Annotated in this window: 15 protein-coding genes and 3 tRNA genes; 17 read left to right on the forward strand and 1 reads right to left on the reverse strand. The window is 62.8% G+C overall.

The window, feature by feature from the left end; genetic code table 11:
- The first annotated feature begins 1,096 nt into the window (after positions 1-1,096).
- The 6 genes from mnmG to AC0Z35_RS22090 are packed head-to-tail and all read left to right on the forward strand — an operon-like array spanning position 1,097 to position 7,323.
- Positions 1,097-3,016: a tRNA uridine-5-carboxymethylaminomethyl(34) synthesis enzyme MnmG gene (mnmG, locus tag AC0Z35_RS22065; protein WP_485132704.1), complete on the forward strand. Its 1,920-nt coding sequence runs from the start codon at positions 1,097-1,099 to the stop codon at positions 3,014-3,016.
- A complete protein-coding gene (gene rsmG / locus AC0Z35_RS22070; protein ID WP_485132705.1) occupies positions 3,013-3,726 on the forward strand; it encodes a 16S rRNA (guanine(527)-N(7))-methyltransferase RsmG in 714 nt (237 codons plus the stop codon). The genes mnmG and rsmG overlap by 4 nt, the downstream gene beginning before the upstream one ends.
- Positions 3,723-4,523: a ParA family protein gene (locus AC0Z35_RS22075; RefSeq protein WP_046806063.1), complete on the forward strand. Its 801-nt coding sequence runs from the start codon at positions 3,723-3,725 to the stop codon at positions 4,521-4,523. The genes rsmG and AC0Z35_RS22075 overlap by 4 nt, the downstream gene beginning before the upstream one ends.
- Before the next feature lie 10 nt (positions 4,524-4,533).
- Positions 4,534-5,358, forward strand: a complete 825-nt coding sequence (locus tag AC0Z35_RS22080; RefSeq protein WP_485132706.1) for a GNAT family N-acetyltransferase — start codon at positions 4,534-4,536, stop codon at positions 5,356-5,358.
- Positions 5,359-5,402: 44 nt separating this feature from the next.
- A complete protein-coding gene (locus AC0Z35_RS22085; RefSeq protein ID WP_046806062.1) occupies positions 5,403-6,326 on the forward strand; it encodes a ParB/RepB/Spo0J family partition protein in 924 nt (307 codons plus the stop codon).
- Entirely contained in the window at positions 6,319-7,323 is a 1,005-nt protein-coding gene (locus AC0Z35_RS22090) for an asparaginase (RefSeq protein ID WP_485132707.1), read from the forward strand. Before AC0Z35_RS22085 ends, AC0Z35_RS22090 begins: the two co-directional genes overlap by 8 nt.
- Before the next feature lie 11 nt (positions 7,324-7,334).
- On the opposite strand, the gene AC0Z35_RS22095 is transcribed toward AC0Z35_RS22090, so the two are convergent.
- Positions 7,335-8,228, reverse strand: coding sequence for a LysR substrate-binding domain-containing protein (locus AC0Z35_RS22095; protein ID WP_046806060.1), 894 nt, complete (start codon positions 8,226-8,228; stop codon positions 7,335-7,337).
- 116 nt (positions 8,229-8,344) lie between these two features.
- Here AC0Z35_RS22095 and AC0Z35_RS22100 point away from each other — a divergent pair, with 116 nt between their 5' ends.
- From AC0Z35_RS22100 to AC0Z35_RS22150, 11 genes are all read left to right on the forward strand, one after another.
- Positions 8,345-8,932, forward strand: a complete 588-nt coding sequence (locus AC0Z35_RS22100; RefSeq protein WP_485132708.1) for a cysteine dioxygenase family protein — start codon at positions 8,345-8,347, stop codon at positions 8,930-8,932.
- 2 nt (positions 8,933-8,934) lie between these two features.
- Positions 8,935-10,125 (forward strand): cystathionine beta-lyase, encoded by a 1,191-nt coding sequence (metC, locus tag AC0Z35_RS22105; protein ID WP_485132709.1) that lies wholly within the window; start codon positions 8,935-8,937, stop codon positions 10,123-10,125.
- Positions 10,125-11,720 (forward strand): rhodanese-like domain-containing protein, encoded by a 1,596-nt coding sequence (locus tag AC0Z35_RS22110; protein ID WP_485132724.1) that lies wholly within the window; start codon positions 10,125-10,127, stop codon positions 11,718-11,720. Before metC ends, AC0Z35_RS22110 begins: the two co-directional genes overlap by 1 nt.
- Positions 11,721-11,889: 169 nt before the next feature.
- Entirely contained in the window at positions 11,890-12,930 is a 1,041-nt protein-coding gene (locus tag AC0Z35_RS22115; RefSeq protein ID WP_120157338.1) for a Bug family tripartite tricarboxylate transporter substrate binding protein, read from the forward strand.
- Between the two features lie 194 nt (positions 12,931-13,124).
- A complete protein-coding gene (locus AC0Z35_RS22120) occupies positions 13,125-14,510 on the forward strand; it encodes a glutamine synthetase family protein (RefSeq protein WP_046806055.1) in 1,386 nt (461 codons plus the stop codon).
- A 37-nt stretch (positions 14,511-14,547) separates the two neighbouring features.
- The gene (locus AC0Z35_RS22125) at positions 14,548-15,936 is read left to right on the forward strand and encodes an aldehyde dehydrogenase family protein (RefSeq protein ID WP_485132710.1); all 1,389 of its coding nucleotides are present in this window, start codon (positions 14,548-14,550) and stop codon (positions 15,934-15,936) included.
- A gap of 55 nt (positions 15,937-15,991) precedes the next feature.
- Positions 15,992-17,155, forward strand: a complete 1,164-nt coding sequence (locus tag AC0Z35_RS22130; RefSeq protein WP_485132711.1) for an iron-containing alcohol dehydrogenase — start codon at positions 15,992-15,994, stop codon at positions 17,153-17,155.
- Between the two features lie 112 nt (positions 17,156-17,267).
- A tRNA-Tyr gene (locus AC0Z35_RS22135) sits at positions 17,268-17,354 on the forward strand.
- Between the two features lie 149 nt (positions 17,355-17,503).
- Positions 17,504-17,577 (forward strand) — tRNA-Gly (locus AC0Z35_RS22140).
- 12 nt (positions 17,578-17,589) lie between these two features.
- Positions 17,590-17,664: transfer RNA gene (locus AC0Z35_RS22145), tRNA-Thr, on the forward strand.
- A 56-nt stretch (positions 17,665-17,720) separates the two neighbouring features.
- Positions 17,721-18,214: GTP-binding protein (locus AC0Z35_RS22150; protein ID WP_485133316.1), on the forward strand; the 494-nt coding region annotated here is incomplete at its 3' end.

Below are 18,214 nucleotides of genomic sequence, written 5' to 3' on the forward strand. Positions count from 1 at the left end.
TCCCCAAAGTTGTTCCACGTGAGTTCGCCTGCGGTTATTAGATTTTCAGCTCGCCAGTTGTTGATAAGTCGTTCGTCTGGGTTTCAGGAATGGAGTCGACTTACTCACATGACCGTGTGCATAACCTGGAGCCATTAGGTGGCCTCCGACTGATTGGCCCGTCCTCGGAAGTTCGACGCTGGCGCGACCGTGAGAGTTCGAATTCGGGAGCTGTACACAAATGCTCTGTCGGACTTATTGCATGGCGATGCAAGCGGTGATATTTCCTGGGCTCGATTTTTGCTGTACAGAAAAGTTTGCCTTCGCGCTCTCCGTGGTTTTGTCGGTGGACGGTTTACCTAAATAAGAAAATAACGGCTTGTTCTGGGTAAGGGGTAGGGTAGGGGGTAGAAAACGCATTTTTTTAGATATGGGCGTTGCGTTTTCTTTGCAGTTAATTGGCCGAGTCATCGCGCGCTCAAGGCCGATCAAGTCGATGCAACGTTGCAAGTTTGGATAGACGTCGGCATACACGCGAGGATGTTCCACGTGAAACACCCGCGTTATGGCGATTACGCGTCAACGAGCGCGCGGGTGTTTCACGTGGAACAAATACCGCAGGCATGATTGAAGAGATTGTTGTCCTTTCCCCTCGGGCGCTTAACCGATGTTTCACGTGAAACGTCGCCCGCTACTACTCCATCGGACCGTGGATACAGGGCAACCATTCCACGCGAAACGGACCGCTGTTTTCTTTGCCCACCACGTTCGGCATGGGTTCGATGTTTCACGTGAAACATCGCGGACGCTCGGTTGTTCCACGTGAAACATCGAGGGGGTTCAAGATCAAGGGCGAGGATCCTCCACGCCGGCCCCTCTCCAGCTCGCCAGCGTGCTATTCGTTCTTCACATCCGGCGATATGTTCCACGTGAAACACCGAGCGGGACGCCGGCACTTGCCGACATATTCGTCGATCGCACCTCCCGGGCGTTGCCAATAACGGACGCCGCAGCGCCAACAGGCCGCTCAATCTGAGTGCCGGAATGTTTCACGTGAAACATGCAATCCCTGCCTCTATAATGAGCACCGAACGCCTTCTTATCTTTCCTTCCCATCATGGACTATCCCCGCGAATTCGATGTCATCGTCGTCGGTGGCGGCCACGCCGGCACTGAAGCGGCACTGGCTGCTGCCCGCGCTGGCGCGCGCACGTTGCTGTTGACGCACAACATCGAAACCCTAGGCCAAATGTCTTGCAATCCCTCCATTGGCGGGATCGGCAAGGGCCATCTGGTTAAAGAAGTCGACGCCCTGGGTGGCGCGATGGCTTTGGCCACGGACGAAGCGGGGATTCAATTCCGCATTCTCAACGGCTCGAAGGGGCCGGCTGTGCGCGCCACGCGCGCCCAGGCCGACCGAGTCCTGTACCGTCAAGCGATCCGGGGCCGCCTGGAGAATCAGCCGAATCTCTGGCTGTTCCAGCAAGCGGTGGAAGACCTGATGGTGGAAGGGGACCGTGTCGTTGGCGCTGTGACGCAGGTTGGCCTGAAGTTTCGTGCAAAGACCGTTGTCCTGACGGCCGGTACCTTTCTGAACGGCCTGATTCACGTGGGACTGCAAAACTATTCGGGCGGTCGGGCGGGTGATCCTCCCGCCATTTCCCTGGGCCAGCGACTGAAAGAACTGAAGCTGCCGCAGGGGCGCCTGAAGACCGGAACGCCCCCGCGCATCGACGGGCGGACCATCAACACCAGCATCCTGGAAGAGCAACCCGGTGACCTGGACCCGGTCCCCGTGTTCTCTTACATGGGCAATGTGTCCATGCACCCCCGCCAGCTTCCCTGCTGGATTACGCATACCAACGCGCGTACCCACGACATCATCCGCGGTGGCCTGGACCGTTCCCCGATGTACAGCGGCGTCATCGAAGGGGTGGGCCCGCGATACTGCCCGTCCATCGAAGACAAGATTCATCGTTTCGCCGACAAGGAATCGCACCAGGTCTTCCTGGAACCCGAAGGGTTGGACACGCACGAGGTCTATCCCAACGGCGTCTCCACCAGCCTGCCGTTCGATGTGCAGCTAGAGCTGATCCACTCTCTGCGGGGGCTGGAAAACGCGCACATCATGCGCCCGGGCTACGCAATCGAATACGACTACTTTGATCCACGTGGATTGAAGAGCACCCTTGAGACCAAAGCGATTGGCGGTTTGTTTTTCGCGGGTCAGATCAACGGTACGACCGGGTACGAAGAAGCTGCCGCGCAAGGCCTGCTGGCAGGCGTCAACGCCGCGCTGCTTTCCCTTGGCCGGGACCAGTGGACGCCGCGCCGCGACGAAGCCTACCTGGGTGTGCTGGTGGATGACCTGGTCACGCGCGGCGTGACCGAGCCCTATCGCATGTTCACCTCGCGTGCGGAATACCGGCTAAGCCTGCGCGAAGACAACGCTGACCTGCGCCTGACCGAAATCGGTCGACAGCTGGGTATTGTTGACGACGCCCGTTGGGACGCCTTCAACCGCAAGCGGGACGCTGTGGCGGCGGAAGTGGAACGGCTGAAGTCCTCGTGGGTAAATCCGCGAGTCATGCCGGTAGAGATTGCCGAGCCGTTGTTGGGCAAGGCGATTGAACGTGAGTACTCACTAGCTGATCTGTTGAAGCGCCCGAATGTTTCCTATGAAGCATTGATGGCCGTGCAAAACGCCGACGGCTCATTGTTGGCCGGCCCCGGCGTGGTCGGCGACGACATCCTGGCCGAACAGGTCGAAATCCAGGTGAAGTACGCCGGCTACATCGCGCGGCAGCAAGATGAAGTCCAGAAGCAGATCTCGCACGAGCTGCAGCCCATTCCGGCGGACGTCGATTACGACGCCGTGACCAGCCTGTCGTTCGAAGTGCGCCAGAAGCTCAAGACGCATCGCCCCGAAACCGTCGGCCAGGCCGCGCGTATCTCGGGCGTGACCCCGGCCGCGATCTCGCTGCTGCTCATACACCTGAAGCGCCTGCACTACGGCTCGCGCAAGCAAGCCGCATGACCGCCCACACCGATCAGGCCGGCGCTGACATGGCCGGCCGCCTGTCTCGTGCGTGCGAGCAGCTGGGGCTGCCTGCCGATGCAGATCAGCAAGCCAAGCTGCTGAACTACATGGCGCAGATGCAGCGCTGGAACCGCACGTACAACCTCACCGCCATCCGCGATCCGCAACAGATGTTGATCCAGCATCTGTTCGACAGCTTGTCGGCCGTGGCGCCGTTCCACAAGGCGCTGGGCGACGCGGGCGTATCGGCCAAGGTCTACGACGTGGGATCGGGCGGCGGCTTGCCAGGCGTCGTTCTGGCCATCATGCAGCCGGCATGGTCGGTGACCTGCATCGACGCCGTTGAAAAGAAAACCGCATTCGTGCGTCAGATGAGCGGCGCGCTCAGCCTGCCGAATCTGCACGCACTGCATGCACGCATCGAAACGCTGGAGCCCGCCGAGTGTCACATCGTGACCTCGCGGGCCTTTGCGTCGCTGGACGATTTTGCGCAGCTTGCAGGTCGCCACGTGCGCAACGATGGTACCCTCGTCGCGATGAAGGGCAAGGTCCCCGAAGAAGAAATTCTTGCGCTGCACGCGCGCGGGGACTGGCAGGTCGATCACATTGAGCCGCTTCGCGTGCCGGAGCTGCAAGCAGAACGCTGCCTGATCTGGATGCGCCGCAATGAAGGGCGCGGCGAAGGACGCAGTCAAGGAACCCTATGAAGAACTTACCCCCCAGCACAGCCGCCCGCGTCTTCTGCATCGCCAACCAAAAGGGCGGTGTGGGCAAGACGACGACCGCCATCAATCTGGCGGCGGGCCTTGCCACGCACAATCAGCGCGTGCTGCTGGTGGACCTGGACCCGCAGGGCAATGCCACGATGGGCAGCGGCATCGATAAGAATGCGCTGGAATCGAATCTGTACCAAGTGCTGATTGGCGAGGCCACCATTGAACAGGCCCGCGTGAAGTCCGAATCCGGCGGCTATGACGTGCTGCCGGCCAATCGCGAACTTTCCGGCGCCGAGATCGACCTGGTTCAGATGGAAGAGCGCGAGCGCCAGCTGAAAAGGGCGATCGATACTGTTTCGGGCCAGTACGATTTTGTATTGATCGATTGCCCGCCCACGTTGTCGCTGCTGACGCTTAACGGCCTGGCCGCGGCGCACGGCGTCATCATCCCGATGCAGTGCGAATACTTCGCCCTTGAAGGCTTGTCCGATCTGGTCAACACCATCAAGCGCGTTCACCGCAACATCAACGATGATTTGCGCGTGATCGGATTGTTGCGCGTCATGTTCGATCCGCGCATGACGTTGCAACAGCAAGTGTCCGCGCAACTTGAAGCGCACTTTGGAGACAAGGTGTTCAAGACGGTCGTGCCCCGCAACGTGCGCTTGGCCGAAGCACCCAGTTACGGCATGCCGGGTGTCGTGTATGACCGCGCGTCACGCGGCGCGCAAGCCTATATCTCGTTCGGCGCCGAAATGATCGAGCGCGTCAGAAAGGATCTGGATTAAGCCTTTCGCCATGTCCGTCACCGCGCTCTTTTCCCGCCCCGTATCGCCCACGTATCGCCCGCCGCCTGCCGACGAGCGCGACCGCCTGCGCGTGCGCCTGGAAGAGGCCGCGTTGAATGCCACGGCGGTGCGCGCGCAGCTGCTCTATGATGGCTGGCTCGTGCGTTTTGCAGCGTCGCCCGCCAAGCGCGTGCGCAGCGTCAACGTGCTGGGGTTATCCACACGTCCGCTGGACGAGCGGCTGGCGTATTGTTCTTCGTTGTATGCGCGCCAGGGCTTGCCCATGGTGCTGCGCATAACCTCCATCGGCCCCGATTTTTCGCTGGATGCCGAGCTGGAGGCCCGAGGCTATACCTACACCGGTGAGACCCGAGTCATGAGCATGTCGCTCGCCCCCAGACTCAGCGCCCGGGGCGGCCTGTCTTTCAGGAACGTCGACACCGATCGCTTCGCGCAAGCGGTCGGCGCCATGCGTGGGTCTACGCCTGAGCACATCGTCGAACACCAGGCGCGGCTGCAAGGACTGGCTGTGGATAAGCTGCCCGTGCTGGCATTCGATGCCGCCGGGCAATGCGTCGCCGCAGGCCTGGCAGTCCGCGACGACGACTTGGTGGGCCTGTTCGACATCGTCACCGATCCCGCGCAACGGCGTAAAGGCTATGCCGATGCCTTGATGGATCACCTATTGAGCCAGGGCGCCTGCGGCGGCGCCACGACGGCATATTTGCAAGTCGAGCCGGACAATACCGCCGCGCGCGCCCTGTATGGCCGCTACGGTTTCAAAGACTGTTACGCGTATTGGTACCGCTTGCCCGCCGAGCAGCGGCACGCCTGAGCTTCGGCCCAGGATACAAAAACAGAAGGAAAGAGGATTTAACTATGGCCACCAAGAAACCCAAGGGATTGGGTCGCGGACTGGACGCCTTGCTTGGCGCGGACGCGCCTGCGATCGACAACATCGGCAAGGCCGCCGCGGCCAAGCCCGAGGGTCCGCCATCCACCTTGCCCATCTCGAAGATGCGCGCCGGCAAGTATCAGCCGCGTACGCGCATGGACGAGGGCGCCCTGGGTGAGCTGGCCGAATCGATCCGCACGCAAGGCATCATGCAGCCCATTCTGGTACGCGGGCTGGGCGATTCCGCGCCTGGCCATTACGAGATCATCGCGGGCGAACGCCGTTTTCGCGCCGCGCAACTGGCCGGCTTGAAGGAAGTGCCTGTGCTGGTGCGCGAGGTGGCCGACGAAAACGCGGCCGTCATGGCGCTGATCGAAAACATCCAGCGCGAAGACCTGAATCCGCTTGAAGAGGCGCATGGCGTGCGCCGTCTGCTGGACGAATTTGGTCTGACGCACGAGCAGGCCGCGCAGGCGATCGGACGTTCGCGATCGGCCACCAGCAACCTGCTGCGCCTGTTGAACCTGGCGGCGCCCGTGCAAACGATGCTGCTTGCCGGCGACGTAGACATGGGCCACGCGCGTGCGCTGCTGGCGGTGGATGCGGCCACGCAGATCCAGTTGGCCAACCAGATCATCGCGCGCCGCCTGTCGGTGCGCGAAGCCGAAAAGCTGGTCGCCAAGACCGCCAAGGACGCCGAGTCTGCCTCGTCGCCGCGCAAGAAGGCCAACGGCGCCTCGCGCGACCTGACGCGTCTTGAAGAAGCGCTGTCCGACCATCTGGGCACGCGCGTTGCCTTGAAGGTGGGCGCCAAGGAAAAAGGCCAGATCGTCATCGACTTCCATGGTTGGGAACACCTGAATTCGCTGCTGGAACGCCAGGGCTTGTCCGGGGTCGTGGATGCCTGAGCACGCGTTGCCGGTCATTGCCGTATTGGCCACGGGCGGCACCATCGCGGGCGCTCAATCCGACGCGACGTCGGCCGGCTACAAGGCCGGTTCGTTTTCGGTCAATGACCTGCTGGGCGCGGTGCCGCAGCTGGCCCGCATTGCGGATATCCGCGCGGAACAAATCGCCAACGTAGGCAGCCAGAACATGACGCACGCGGTCTGGCATGCGCTCGCTGCGCGCGTTGACGCGCTTTGCCAGGATGCCTCGGTGGCCGGCATCGTGATTACGCACGGCACCGATACGCTTGAAGAAACCGCGTACTTTCTCAGCCTGGTCATTCAACACGACAAGCCCGTGGTGCTGGTCGGCGCCATGCGCCCGGCCACGGCCCTGGGCGCCGAAGGCCCGGCCAATCTCTACAACGCAGTGGCGCTGGCGCGTCACCCCGATGCGCGCGGCCGTGGGCCGCTGGTCGTCATGAATGAAGACGTGCATTACGCGCGTGAAATCCAGAAGACCGCCAGTGCGGGACTGTGCGCCTTTGCGTCGCCCAATCGTGGTCGTGCCGGCGTGATGCATGGCGGCGAGCCATGCTTTTATTCTCGCAACACCACCGTTCATTCCGCACAAAGCGAGTTTTCACTCGCATTACTGGAAAAGTCCGGCTGGCCGCGCGTGGACGTGGTTTACGCCCATGCCGATATGCAAGGCGACGTGATCGACTTTGTTGCGCGAGCCGCCGACGGCATCGTGCTGGCCGGCGTGGGCGATGGCAATGCGACTGATCTGGCCATCGGTGCGCTGGGTCGTGCCGTGGCCGACGGCGTGGCGGTGGTGCGGTCCAGCCGCACCGGCAGCGGTTTCGTGGCCCGCGATGTCGAATTGGACGACGGGCTGCTGGGCTTCATCGCTGCACGCGACTTGAACCCGCAAAAGGCGCGCATCCTGTTGATGCTGGCCTTGTCCGTCACGCGCGACGCGACGCAGATCCAGACCATCTTCGACCGCTACTAAAAGCGCGATAGCTACGACGCGCGCGGCACTTGCGCCGCCGCGTCGGGCTGCTGCGCCAACCCCAGGTTGCTGCGCAACATGTCGTAGACCTGCCGCGTCAGCGGATTGATCAGATCGCGTCTTATCCACAGGAAATAGGTCACGTCCGGCAAGGGCGGCAAGCCTTCCTTTTCGCCCAGCACGCGCATTTCAGGCCCCAACAGCTCTACGCTGCGTGCCGTCACGCCCAGGCCGGCACGCAACGCCGCCTTGATCCCCACCAGATTCGGCGCCACGTAATTGGTATGCCAGCGTACGCGCGCCTGTTCCAGCGCGTTCAAGGCCAAGCGGCGAAAAATGCTGGGCTCGTCGGCCAGCACCAGCGGGACGGGCGCGTGCGGGTCATGCACATAGTCGGCGGACGCCAACCATACCGTGGGAGATGTACGCAGTGCGACGCCTTCGAAGTCCTGATCAAACCGCGTCGAAATCGTCAGGTCGATCTCGCCGGCGCGCAGTGCGTCCATCAGGAAAGGGCTGCGATCCACCCGAATCTCCAGCTTGACGCGCGGCGCCGACCGGGCGATGTGCGTCAACAGCGTCGGCAGGATGGTGTCCGCCACATCCAGCGGCGCCCCCAGGCGCAGGTCTCCTTCCAGTGGGCCGTCCTGCAACGCGCGCAGAGCCTCATCGTTGATGGCCAGCATGTGGCGCGCGTATTCCACCAGCCGCCGCCCATGCGATGACAGCACCTTGTTGCGCCCCTGCTTTTCAAACAACGGCAGCCCGATGGTGGATTCCAGCCGCTGCATCTGCTGTGTGATGGCCGACTGCGTCTTGTGCAGCCGGTTGGCCGCCTCAGAAAAGGTGCTGTGCTGGGCGATAGCAGTCAGTGTGCGAAGCAGATCCAGATCCAGATTGCGCATGGGGCCCTCAACGTATTAGCGATGCTAATGAGATGTTAAGGCAATTTAAATTGTTGGTGCCCGTTCCCGGCGATACAGTAATCCCAATAACTCATGCACCAAGAGGGAAAAGCAAGGTGAACAACGCACATCCAAATCAGGCGGGCATTGAGGCCGGTATTGAAAATATTAAAAAAACTGTAGGAAATAAGGGGCTGAATCGAGACAGCCTGGACGCGGTCCTGCAAGAGTTGATCGGCCTTGCCGCGCACACCGACTGGTGGACGGGTGAACGGTACGCGCCGCCCGAGGACGGCGAACGGCAGGCCCGCTACCTGATCGCCGAAGACGACGACAAAAGCTACGCGCTGTACTTGAACGTCATGCGCCCGGGCAACAAGATCGTGCCGCACAACCACACCACCTGGGCCTGTATCGCCGCCGTGGAAGGGGTGGAATACAACTACGTCTATGAGCGCCTGGATGACGGCTCCGTGCCGGGCGTGGGCCGCCTGGAAAAGACGGGTACCGTGGTGGTGGGCCCGGGCGCCGGCATTGCGTTGATGCCCGACGATATCCACGCCGTGGAAATCCAGGGCGACAGCGTCATCCGCCACCTGCACATGTACGGCCGCGCGCTGGAAACCCTGGACCAGCGCCTGGGCTTCGACCTGGAAGCCGGCACCTGCAAGGTCATGCCGATCGGCGTGAAGACGCGCCGCTGATCATGAAAAAGCCCTACCAGTCGGCGACGCGGCTGTTGCGTGCCGGGCGCCCGCATCAGGGGTGGGTGAACACTCCCGTGACGCGCGCCAGCACTTACGTGTTCGACAGCGTCGCCGCGTGGCGCGACACGCGCACGCGCCGCGAACAAGAGCGCTTGCCTTCGTACGGCGCGCGCGGCACCGACAGCACGCACGCGCTGGAAGATGCACTGGTTGAACTGGAGCAGGGCCACCGCGCCGCGCTGTATCCCACCGGGCAGGCTGCCATTGCGATGGTGCTGCTGGCATTTTTGCGCTCGGGCGATCACGTGTTGGTCACCGACGCCGTGTATGAACCCGTGCGCCGCTTCTGCGTCGAACACCTGAGCCGGTTGGGCATCGAGTACACGTTTTATCGGCCCGATGGCGTTGGTGTCGAAGCACTGATCCGGCCGAACACACGCATGATTTACGCCGAGGCCCCGGGTTCGTTGACGTACGACATGCCCGACCTTCGCGACTTATCCACAGCCGCGAAAAAACACGATTGCTGGCTGGCTGTGGATAACACGTGGGCGTCGGGGTTGATATACAAACCGCTGACCTTGGGCGCGGATATTTCCGTGATGGCGGCGACCAAATACCTGGGCGGCCATGCCGACGTGATGATGGGCGCCGTGGTCACGAATGCTCGCGCCTGGCGTGCGCTGGAACGCGCCAATATCGACTTCGGCCAGACCGTGGGCGCCGATGACGCCTTCCTGGTCTTGCGCGGCATGCGCTCTTTGCCGTTGCGCATGGCGCAGCACGCCGCCAATGCGGCGCGAGTCGCTACGTGGCTTCAAGGCCGCCCCGAAATAACGCGCGTGCTGTGTCCGGCGCTGCCCGGCGACCCTTCGCATGCGATCTGGCGGCGGGACTGCACCGGCGCCAACGGGCTGCTGACCCTTGAACTGGATGGCGCGTATACCGCGGCGGACGCCGACCGCCTGATCGACAGCCTGGAGCTGTTTGGTATCGGTGCGTCGTGGGGCGGTTTTGAAAGCCTGGTGATTCCTGTGCGGCTGGACACGCGTGCGCTGCCCGACGCAACGCCGCGCGGCGCCATGTTGCGCCTGCATATCGGCCTTGAAGACCCCATAGACCTGATCGGCGACCTTGAACAAGGGCTGTCCGCCATGACCAAAATTTCTCGTTCCCTTCGAATTCCATGATGCACGCAACCTCCGCTTCCCCCGCCGCCGACATCGACGCGCATACGCTCAAGCAATGGCTGCACGATGGCCAGGAAATCGCCTTGCTGGACGTGCGCGAACACGGCCAATATGGTGAGTCGCACCTGTTTTACGCCGCGCCCGTGCCGTACAGCCGGCTTGAAGTGGACATCGTGCGTCTGGCCCCCCGACGCAATGCGCGGGTGGTGGTGTACGACGAGGGCGGCGGTGACCAGACGGCCGCGCGCGCCGTCCGGGCGCTGAGCGACCTGGGCTATCAGCAGGTGCATCGGCTGGCCGGGGGAATCGCCCAGTGGCAGCGCGACGGTTACGCCGCCTTCGCGGGCGTGAACGTGCCCAGCAAAACGTTCGGCGAACTGGCTGAAGAAGTTTTCCACACCCCCCGTATCAGCGCGCGGGAATTGGCTGCGCGCCAAGAGCGAGGCGATGATCTGATCGTGCTTGACGGTCGGCCGTATGCGGAATACCAGAAGATGAGCATTCCCGGCGGCATCTGCTGCCCCAACGGTGAACTGGCATTGCGCGTACACACGCTGGCCAAGGATCCGAAGACCACGATCGTGATCAATTGCGCGGGCCGCACCCGCAGCATCATCGGCGCGCAGACGCTGATCAACCTGGGCGTGCCTAACCCCGTCTATGCGTTGGAAAACGGCACGCAGGGTTGGTATCTGGAAGACCTGCAACTGGAACACGGGGCACGCCGCCGTTACGAAGACGGAATCCAAACGGAAGCCTTGCCTGCGCTTGCCGAGCGTTCATCGCGGTTGGCTGCGCGCCACGGCGTGCCGATCGTGGATGCCGCCACCGTGCGGCAATGGCTGCGCGACACGTCGCGCACCAGTTTCCTGTGCGACGTGCGCAGCGCGGAGGAATTCGCGCAGGGGTCGCTGCCTGGCGCGCAGCATGCGCCCGGTGGCCAGCTGGTGCAGGCCACCGACCAGTACCTGGCCGTGCGCGGCGCGCGCATCGTCGTGTTCGACGCCGAAGGCGTGCGCGCACCCGTGACGGCAAGCTGGTTGCGGCAGATGGGTTGGGACGCCTGCGTGCTGAAAGAGGGCACCAGCGCGGTTCTTGATCCCGTCGAGCCACGGGCGGACACGCCGGCCGTCTCGATGCTGTCCGACGAGGCTCTGGCGGCGGCATTGCGCACCGGTGCACAAGCCATCGATATCCGCCCGGGCATGCGCTATCGCGCCGGGCACATCGCGGGGGCGCGTTGGTCCATTCGGCCGCGTCTTGATCGCCTGGACTTGCATGCCGGCCAACCCGTCATCCTGCTGGCCGAGGATGCCGCGTTGGCCGCATGGGCCGCCAAGGATCTGCGGGCGCTGGGCATCGCCGACATCAAGGTGAACATCGGTACGCCGGCAAGCTGGTCGGCGGCTGGCATCCCGCAGGAATCCACGCCCGACCGGCCCGCCGATAGCGAGTGCATCGACTATCTGTTCTTCGTGCATGACCGCCACGACGGCAACAAGGCGGCGGCGCGGCAATACCTGTCGTGGGAGACCAACCTGGTCAAGCAGATTGATGACCGCGAATTGGCGGGCTATCGCTTCGCGGCGGGCTGAGCCGCCGCGCTGACGCTGCCGTGACGGTCCGCAGAGACCGCGCGGCGCTTACAACGCATCAGATCGATCATTACGCCCCGGCGTTTGCGCCGGGGTGCGGACGGTTCATGGCGAACCGACATGCAGGGGACGGCCGAGTATCCGGCCGCCGACAAAAGGGGAAATCCAGATGAAGCATCAAGCACAACATGCAGGACATGCACGACACGTACAACACGCACGCGGCTGGGCCGCATTGACTGCCGCCGGTTTGCTGCTGGCCGGCGCATTGCAAGTCCAGGTCCAGGCGCAGACGCTGAAGGCGCCGGCCGACTATCCCAAGCAGGCCATCACCGTCGTGTCGCCGTTTCCCCCCGGGGGCGGCAACGACAACGTCGCCCGCCTGATCGCGCAGGAGCTGGGCGCCATCACGGGTCAGAGCGTGGTGGTCGAAAATCGTTCGGGCGCCGGCGGCAACGTGGGCACTGCGCAGGTGTCCCGCGCCAAGCCCGACGGCTACACGCTAGTGATGTCGCAAACCAGTGTCATGGCGGTCAACCCGCGCCTGTACAAGAACGTCGGCTTTGATCCGGTCAAGGATTTCACGCCGATTTCGCAGATCACGTCCGCGCCGCTGGTTTTGGTGGCTCGCACCGAAAGCCCCTACAAGACACTTTCCGACTACCTGGACGCCGCGCGCAAGCAACCGGGCATCATCACGTACGCGACACCCGGCAACGGCACCATGAGCCATCTGATGGGCGCGCTGGTGTCCAAGAAGGCGGGCGTGAATCTGGTGCACGTGCCATATCGTGGCGCCGCCCCGGCCATCACGGATCTCATGGGCGGCACGGTCGACATGCTGATTACGTCGCCGGCGTCCGCTGAACCGATGGTGGCCGCCGGCAAGCTGCGCATCCTGGCCCTGAGCCACGAGAACAGCATCGGCATTTTCAAGGGGGCGCCGACCCTCAAGCAAAGCGGTCTGGACGGCATTACGGCGGACGACTGGTACGGCCTGTTCGCACCGGCGGGCACGCCGCCCGAGCGCGTGGCGTACCTGGCGCAGGCCGTGGCGCAGGCAATGAAGTCGCCCAACGTGATTGCCAAGATCAACAGCGGCGGCAGCTGGCCGGTGGGCAGCCAGCCCGACGCCTTCAAGACGCGCCTGCAGGAAGACACCGTGTACTGGGCCGACATGGTGAAAACGGCTGGCGTGTCACTGGACTGAGGCCCTGGCCCGGCTGCCCCCGACCCTGCAACCTAGGGAAAATACTGCACGCACAGGGCTGCAAATTCGCGGCAAGGTGTCTAGACTCGGAAAAACCCTGAGAGCACGCCGGTAGGTTTCCCTTGTCCCGCAAGCGGGGGCCGCGGCGTTTGCCCGCAGTCCCACGCAAGGCTTCAGCCACAAGGTGAACAAGCATGCATTCGCTAGGGGTAGCATCGGTGGAAGACGCGGAGCGGCTGGTGCAGGCCAGCGCGCTTTCGCACATCAAAGTGGGCTTGTCCGACGTCGACGGCGTCATGTTGGGCAAGTACCTGCGGCGTGACAAGTTCCTTGGCGCGCTGCGCTCCGGCCTGGCATTTTGCGACGTGGTGCTGGGCTGGGATCTGGACGATCAGCTCTACGACAACACGCAATACACGGGCTGGCACACCGCATACCCCGACGCGCAACTGCGTATCGTGCCGCAAACCGCGCGCCGCCTGCCGCTTGAGCAAGGCCCGAACGGCGAAGACATGTTGTTGTTCCTGGCCGAGTTCGAGGGCGACGCCGCCGCCATCTGCCCGCGTCGCCTGCTGCACCGCACGCTGGACCGTGCGGCGGACATGGGGTTCGACGTCTACGCCGCGCTGGAATATGAATTCTTCATGTTCCGTGAAACGCCGCACTCGGTGCGCGCCAAGCACTATCGCAACATGGAAAACTGGACGCCGGGCAACTTCGGCTATTCGGTGCTGCGCAGTACGGTCGAAGGGGACTTCTACCGCAAGCTGCTTGATTTATGCGAGCGCATGGACATGCCCATCGAGGGCCTGCACACCGAGACGGGGCCGGGCGTGCTGGAGGCGGCGTTGGCGGTGGACCAGGCGGCCCTGGCCGGCGACAAGGCATTTCTGTTCAAGACCTTCGCCAAGGCGCTGGCGCAACAGAACGGCTTGATGGCCACGTTCATGGCCAAGTGGTCGCACGAGCATCCGGGCCAAAGCGGCCACATCCACTTGTCTTTGCGCGACAAGAAAAGCGGGCAGTCGGCGTTCTACGATAAGTCGCAGCCGCATGGAATGAGCGCGACGCAGGTTGCGTTCATGGCGGGTGTGCAGCGTTACCTGCCCGAATTCATGGTGTTGTACGCGCAGAACATCAACAGCTATTCGCGGCTGGTGCCCGGCTATTGGGCGCCGCTGGACGCCACGTGGGGCATGGAAAATCGCACCACGGCCCTGCGGCTTATCCCGGGCAGTGATAAATCGCAGCGGGTGGAAGTGCGCATCGGCTCGGCGGATGCCAATCCTTATCTGGCGCTGTCGGCCGCGCTGGCGTCCGGCCTGTACGGCATCGAACAGGGGTTGACCCCGGAACCCATGGTGCAGGGCAACGCCTACACACAACAATTTCCCGCGCATCTGCACCTGCCCACGACGTTGTGGGACGCCGCGCAGCGCCTGCGCGGGTCAGACGCGGCGCGCCATCTGTTCGGTGATGCGTTCGTCGAGCATTACGCGGCAACGCGCGAATGGGAAGAACGGCAGTTCCGGCGCCACGTCACCGACTGGGAGCTGGCGCGTTATTTCGAGATCATCTGATATCTGAACGCAAAGCCAACGCTTGCATAGGGCGACCATGACCCAGGAACTCATCACCATCAGTCCCATCGACGGGCGCGAGGTTGTGCGCCGCGCCTACGCCGACGATGCGCAGGTCGCGCGAGCGTTGGAACAGGCCCGGCAGGCTCAGCGCGCGTGGCAGGCGTTGAGCATCGCCGAGCGCGGGCGCATTGTGTCGGCGGCGGTCGACAGCTTTGTCGCGGCACGCGAGGAGATCGCACGGGCGATCACCATCCAGATGGGCCGGCCCTTGAGATACACGCCCGGCGAGGTGGGCGGATTCGAATCACGCGCGCGCCACATGATTGCGATCGCCGAGCAAGCGCTGGCGCCGATCCGCGTGCCCGAGCAATCGGGCTTTACCCGCTTCATCAGCCGCGAGCCGATCGGCGTCGCGCTGACCATTGCCCCGTGGAACTATCCGCTGCTGACCGCCGTGAACAGCATCGTCCCGGCGTTGATGGCGGGCAACACCGTCATCCTTAAACACTCCGACCAGACGCCGCTGTGCGCGGAACTGATCGATCGCGCGTTTCGGGACGCCGGCGCGCCCACGGGCGTGTTCCAGTATCTCCATGCCAACCATGACACCGTGCAGCGGCTGGTTCGCGCACCCGAGATCGGCTATGTGTCGTTCACGGGCTCGGTGCGTGGGGGGCGCAGCATCGAGGAGAGCGCGGCCGGCCGGTTTATCGGCGTGGGACTCGAATTGGGCGGTAACGACCCCGCTTACGTGCGCGAGGACGCCAAGCTGGATCACGCGGTGGAATCCCTGGTGGACGGCGCGTTCTTCAACTCGGGGCAATCCTGCTGCGGCATTCAGCGGATCTACGTGGCGCGGTCGCGGTACGACGAATTTGTCGAGCGCGCCGTTGCGCTGACGCAAGACTATGTACTGGGCAATCCGCTGCATGCCGACACGACGTTGGGGCCGGTGGTTCGCACGCGCGCGGCGGCAGAAATTCGCGACGTCATTGCAGAAGCGATATCGGCGGGTGCGCAGAACGCGATTGATCCCTCATATTTTCCTAATGCGAGCGAAGGCTCGTGTTATGTCGCGCCTGCCATCCTTACGCGAGTAAACCATCGCATGCGCGTAATGAGCGACGAGTGTTTCGGTCCCGCCGTAGGCATCATGCGGGTCGATGGTGATGACGATGCGGTCGCTCTGATGAATGACAGCCCCTACGGGCTCACGGCCGCCGTCTACACGCAGGATGAAGACGCCGCGTTATCGCTAGGCCGGCAAGTGCAGGCGGGCACGTTCTTCATGAACCGTTGCGACTACCTAGATCCGGCGCTGGCCTGGACCGGCGTGAAGCACTCGGGGCGGGGGGTGTCCCTGTCCGTAGTCGGTTACGAGCAGCTGACCCAAGCCAAGTCCTTTCATCTACGCAGCGTCTGAGACAGCGCTTTGACACGACGTTAATCAGGAATCGAACCATGTCAGGAATCGAACCATGACTGTGCCCAGCGTCAATTGGAATTACCCGACCGCGATGAAGGTCGGACCCGGCCGAATCAAGGAGCTGCCCGAGTGGTGCCGGGAACTGGGCATGCGCCGGCCGTTGCTTGTCACGGATCCGGGCTTGGCGCCGTTGCCCATGGTGTCCGACGCCGCGCGCGCCTGCCGCCAGGCGGGGCTGGACTGCGAGGTTTTTCACGAGATCAAGGGCAATCCGACAGGGCGTAACGTGGAGGACGGTGTTCTCGCCTATCGGCAGGGCGGGCACGACGGCGTCATTGCATTTGGGGGCGGATCGGCATTGGATGCCGCCAAGGCGATTGCGTTGATGGTGGGACAAGACCGCCCGCTGTGGGATTTCGAAGATATCGGCGATAACTATCTGCGGGTGAACGTGGCGGGCATGGCGCCGGTGGTAGCGGTGCCCACCACGGCCGGCACGGGGTCGGAGGTGGGCCGTGCATCGGTCATCACCGACGAGGCCGCGCAGGTCAAGCGCATCATTTTTCACGCGCGCATGTTGCCGGCCGTCGTGATCCTGGACGCCGAACTCACCGTCGGCCTGCCCGCAAGAATCACCGCCGCCACCGGTATGGACGCGCTGTCGCACAACCTGGAAGCGTATTGTTCGCCGGTCTTTCATCCGATGGCGTCCGGCATCGCGGTTGAAGGCATGCGCATCATCAAGGAATACCTGCCGCAAGCGGTGGCCGATGGCACCGACTTGCAGGCACGCCAGCAGATGTTGGTGGCCTCGACGATGGGCGCCACGGCATTCCAACGTGGCCTGGGCGCCATGCACGCGCTGGCGCATCCGTTGGGGGCGCTGTACGACGCCCATCACGGCATGCTCAACGCGATCCTGATGCCTTACGTGCTCAAAGCAAACCAGCATGCCGTCGCGCCAAGACTGGAGGCGCTGGCGCGTTATCTGGATTTGCCCGGGGATGGTCCGGGCGCGGTGCTGGACTGGGTGCTGAGGCTGCGCGAGGCGGTGGGCATCCCCCACACGCTGGCCGAGATCGGCATCGACGAAGGGCAGGTCGAGCGGGTAGGGCGCATGGCCAGCGAGGATCCCTCAGGGGGAACCAACCCCGTAAATTTCACCGCCGACGCTTATTCGCAACTTTTGCAAGCAGCAATTCGCGGAAACCTGTAAACTTCGGCCCCTCTGCGCGGAAACGCGAGTGGTTGAACAAAAGTTTTGAATATTTTCATCCGAAGCGTTTGACACCGGATTCGAAAGTGTTCATAATCTCAAGTTCTCCGCTGGAGGGGTGCCCGAGTGGTTAAAGGGGGCAGACTGTAAATCTGTTGGCCTTGCGCCTACATTGGTTCGAATCCAATCTCCTCCACCAGAGACCCAACTCTATAAATCCAGGCGATGTCTGCCTGGATTTTTAAAATTAGGCCTAGGGAACTGGGCGGCCTTCGCAAAGAAGGTTGTAAGGTTCCCCGGGCCTTGATTTTGAGGGTTTGGGATAAAGAGATGGTGAATGGGTATGCCGCGGGTGTAGCTCAATGGTAGAGCAGAAGCCTTCCAAGCTTACGACGAGGGTTCGATTCCCTTCACCCGCTCCAAGATTTTTAAATGCCCATGTGGCTCAGTGGTAGAGCACTCCCTTGGTAAGGGAGAGGTCGCGCGTTCGATCCGCGCCATGGGCACCACAAATTTCCAAGTTCTTTTCTTCAGTCTGAAGCGCAATCCAGGTCAGGAGTCAGCCATGGCAAAAGGCAAGTTTGAACGTACCAAGCCGCACGTGAACGTGGGTACGATTGGTCACGTTGACCACGGCAAAACGACGTTGACGGCAGCTATCACGACCGTTCTGTCGAACAAGTTCGGTGGCGAAGCCAAGGGCTACGACCAGATCGATGCGACTCCTGAAGAAAAGGCTCGCGGCATCACGATCAACACCGCCCACGTCGAGTACGAAACCGAAGCGCGTCACTACGCTCACGTTGACTGCCCGGGCCACGCTGACTATGTGAAGAACATGATCACGGGCGCGGCGCAAATGGACGGCGCGATTCTGGTTGTGTCGGCCGCTGACGGCCCGATGCCGCAAACGCGTGAACACATTCTGCTGAGCCGCCAGGTTGGCGTGCCGTACATCATCGTCTTCCTGAACAAGGCTGACATGGTTGACGACGCCGAGCTGCTCGAGCTGGTGGAAATGGAAGTTCGCGAACTTCTGTCCAAGTACGACTTCCCGGG

The sequence above is a fragment of the Achromobacter sp. 1L-A-4-B-C2 genome (genome assembly GCF_057291955.1).

Bases quoted from the DNA above. Each gene is read 5' to 3' on its own strand.
- AC0Z35_RS22085 (WP_046806062.1), top strand. From the start codon at position 5,403: ATGGCCACCAAGAAACCCAAGGGATTGGGTCGCGGACTGGACGCCTTG.
- AC0Z35_RS22080 (WP_485132706.1), top strand. From the start codon at position 4,534: ATGTCCGTCACCGCGCTCTTTTCCCGCCCCGTATCGCCCACGTATCGC.
- AC0Z35_RS22125 (WP_485132710.1), top strand. From the start codon at position 14,548: ATGACCCAGGAACTCATCACCATCAGTCCCATCGACGGGCGCGAGGTT.
- AC0Z35_RS22115 (WP_120157338.1), top strand. From the start codon at position 11,890: ATGAAGCATCAAGCACAACATGCAGGACATGCACGACACGTACAACAC.
- AC0Z35_RS22110 (WP_485132724.1), top strand. From the start codon at position 10,125: ATGCACGCAACCTCCGCTTCCCCCGCCGCCGACATCGACGCGCATACG.
- mnmG (WP_485132704.1), top strand. From the start codon at position 1,097: ATGGACTATCCCCGCGAATTCGATGTCATCGTCGTCGGTGGCGGCCAC.
- AC0Z35_RS22095 (WP_046806060.1), bottom strand. From the start codon at position 8,228: ATGCGCAATCTGGATCTGGATCTGCTTCGCACACTGACTGCTATCGCC.
- AC0Z35_RS22120 (WP_046806055.1), top strand. From the start codon at position 13,125: ATGCATTCGCTAGGGGTAGCATCGGTGGAAGACGCGGAGCGGCTGGTG.
- rsmG (WP_485132705.1), top strand. From the start codon at position 3,013: ATGACCGCCCACACCGATCAGGCCGGCGCTGACATGGCCGGCCGCCTG.
- AC0Z35_RS22075 (WP_046806063.1), top strand. From the start codon at position 3,723: ATGAAGAACTTACCCCCCAGCACAGCCGCCCGCGTCTTCTGCATCGCC.
- AC0Z35_RS22090 (WP_485132707.1), top strand. From the start codon at position 6,319: ATGCCTGAGCACGCGTTGCCGGTCATTGCCGTATTGGCCACGGGCGGC.
- metC (WP_485132709.1), top strand. From the start codon at position 8,935: ATGAAAAAGCCCTACCAGTCGGCGACGCGGCTGTTGCGTGCCGGGCGC.
- AC0Z35_RS22130 (WP_485132711.1), top strand. From the start codon at position 15,992: ATGACTGTGCCCAGCGTCAATTGGAATTACCCGACCGCGATGAAGGTC.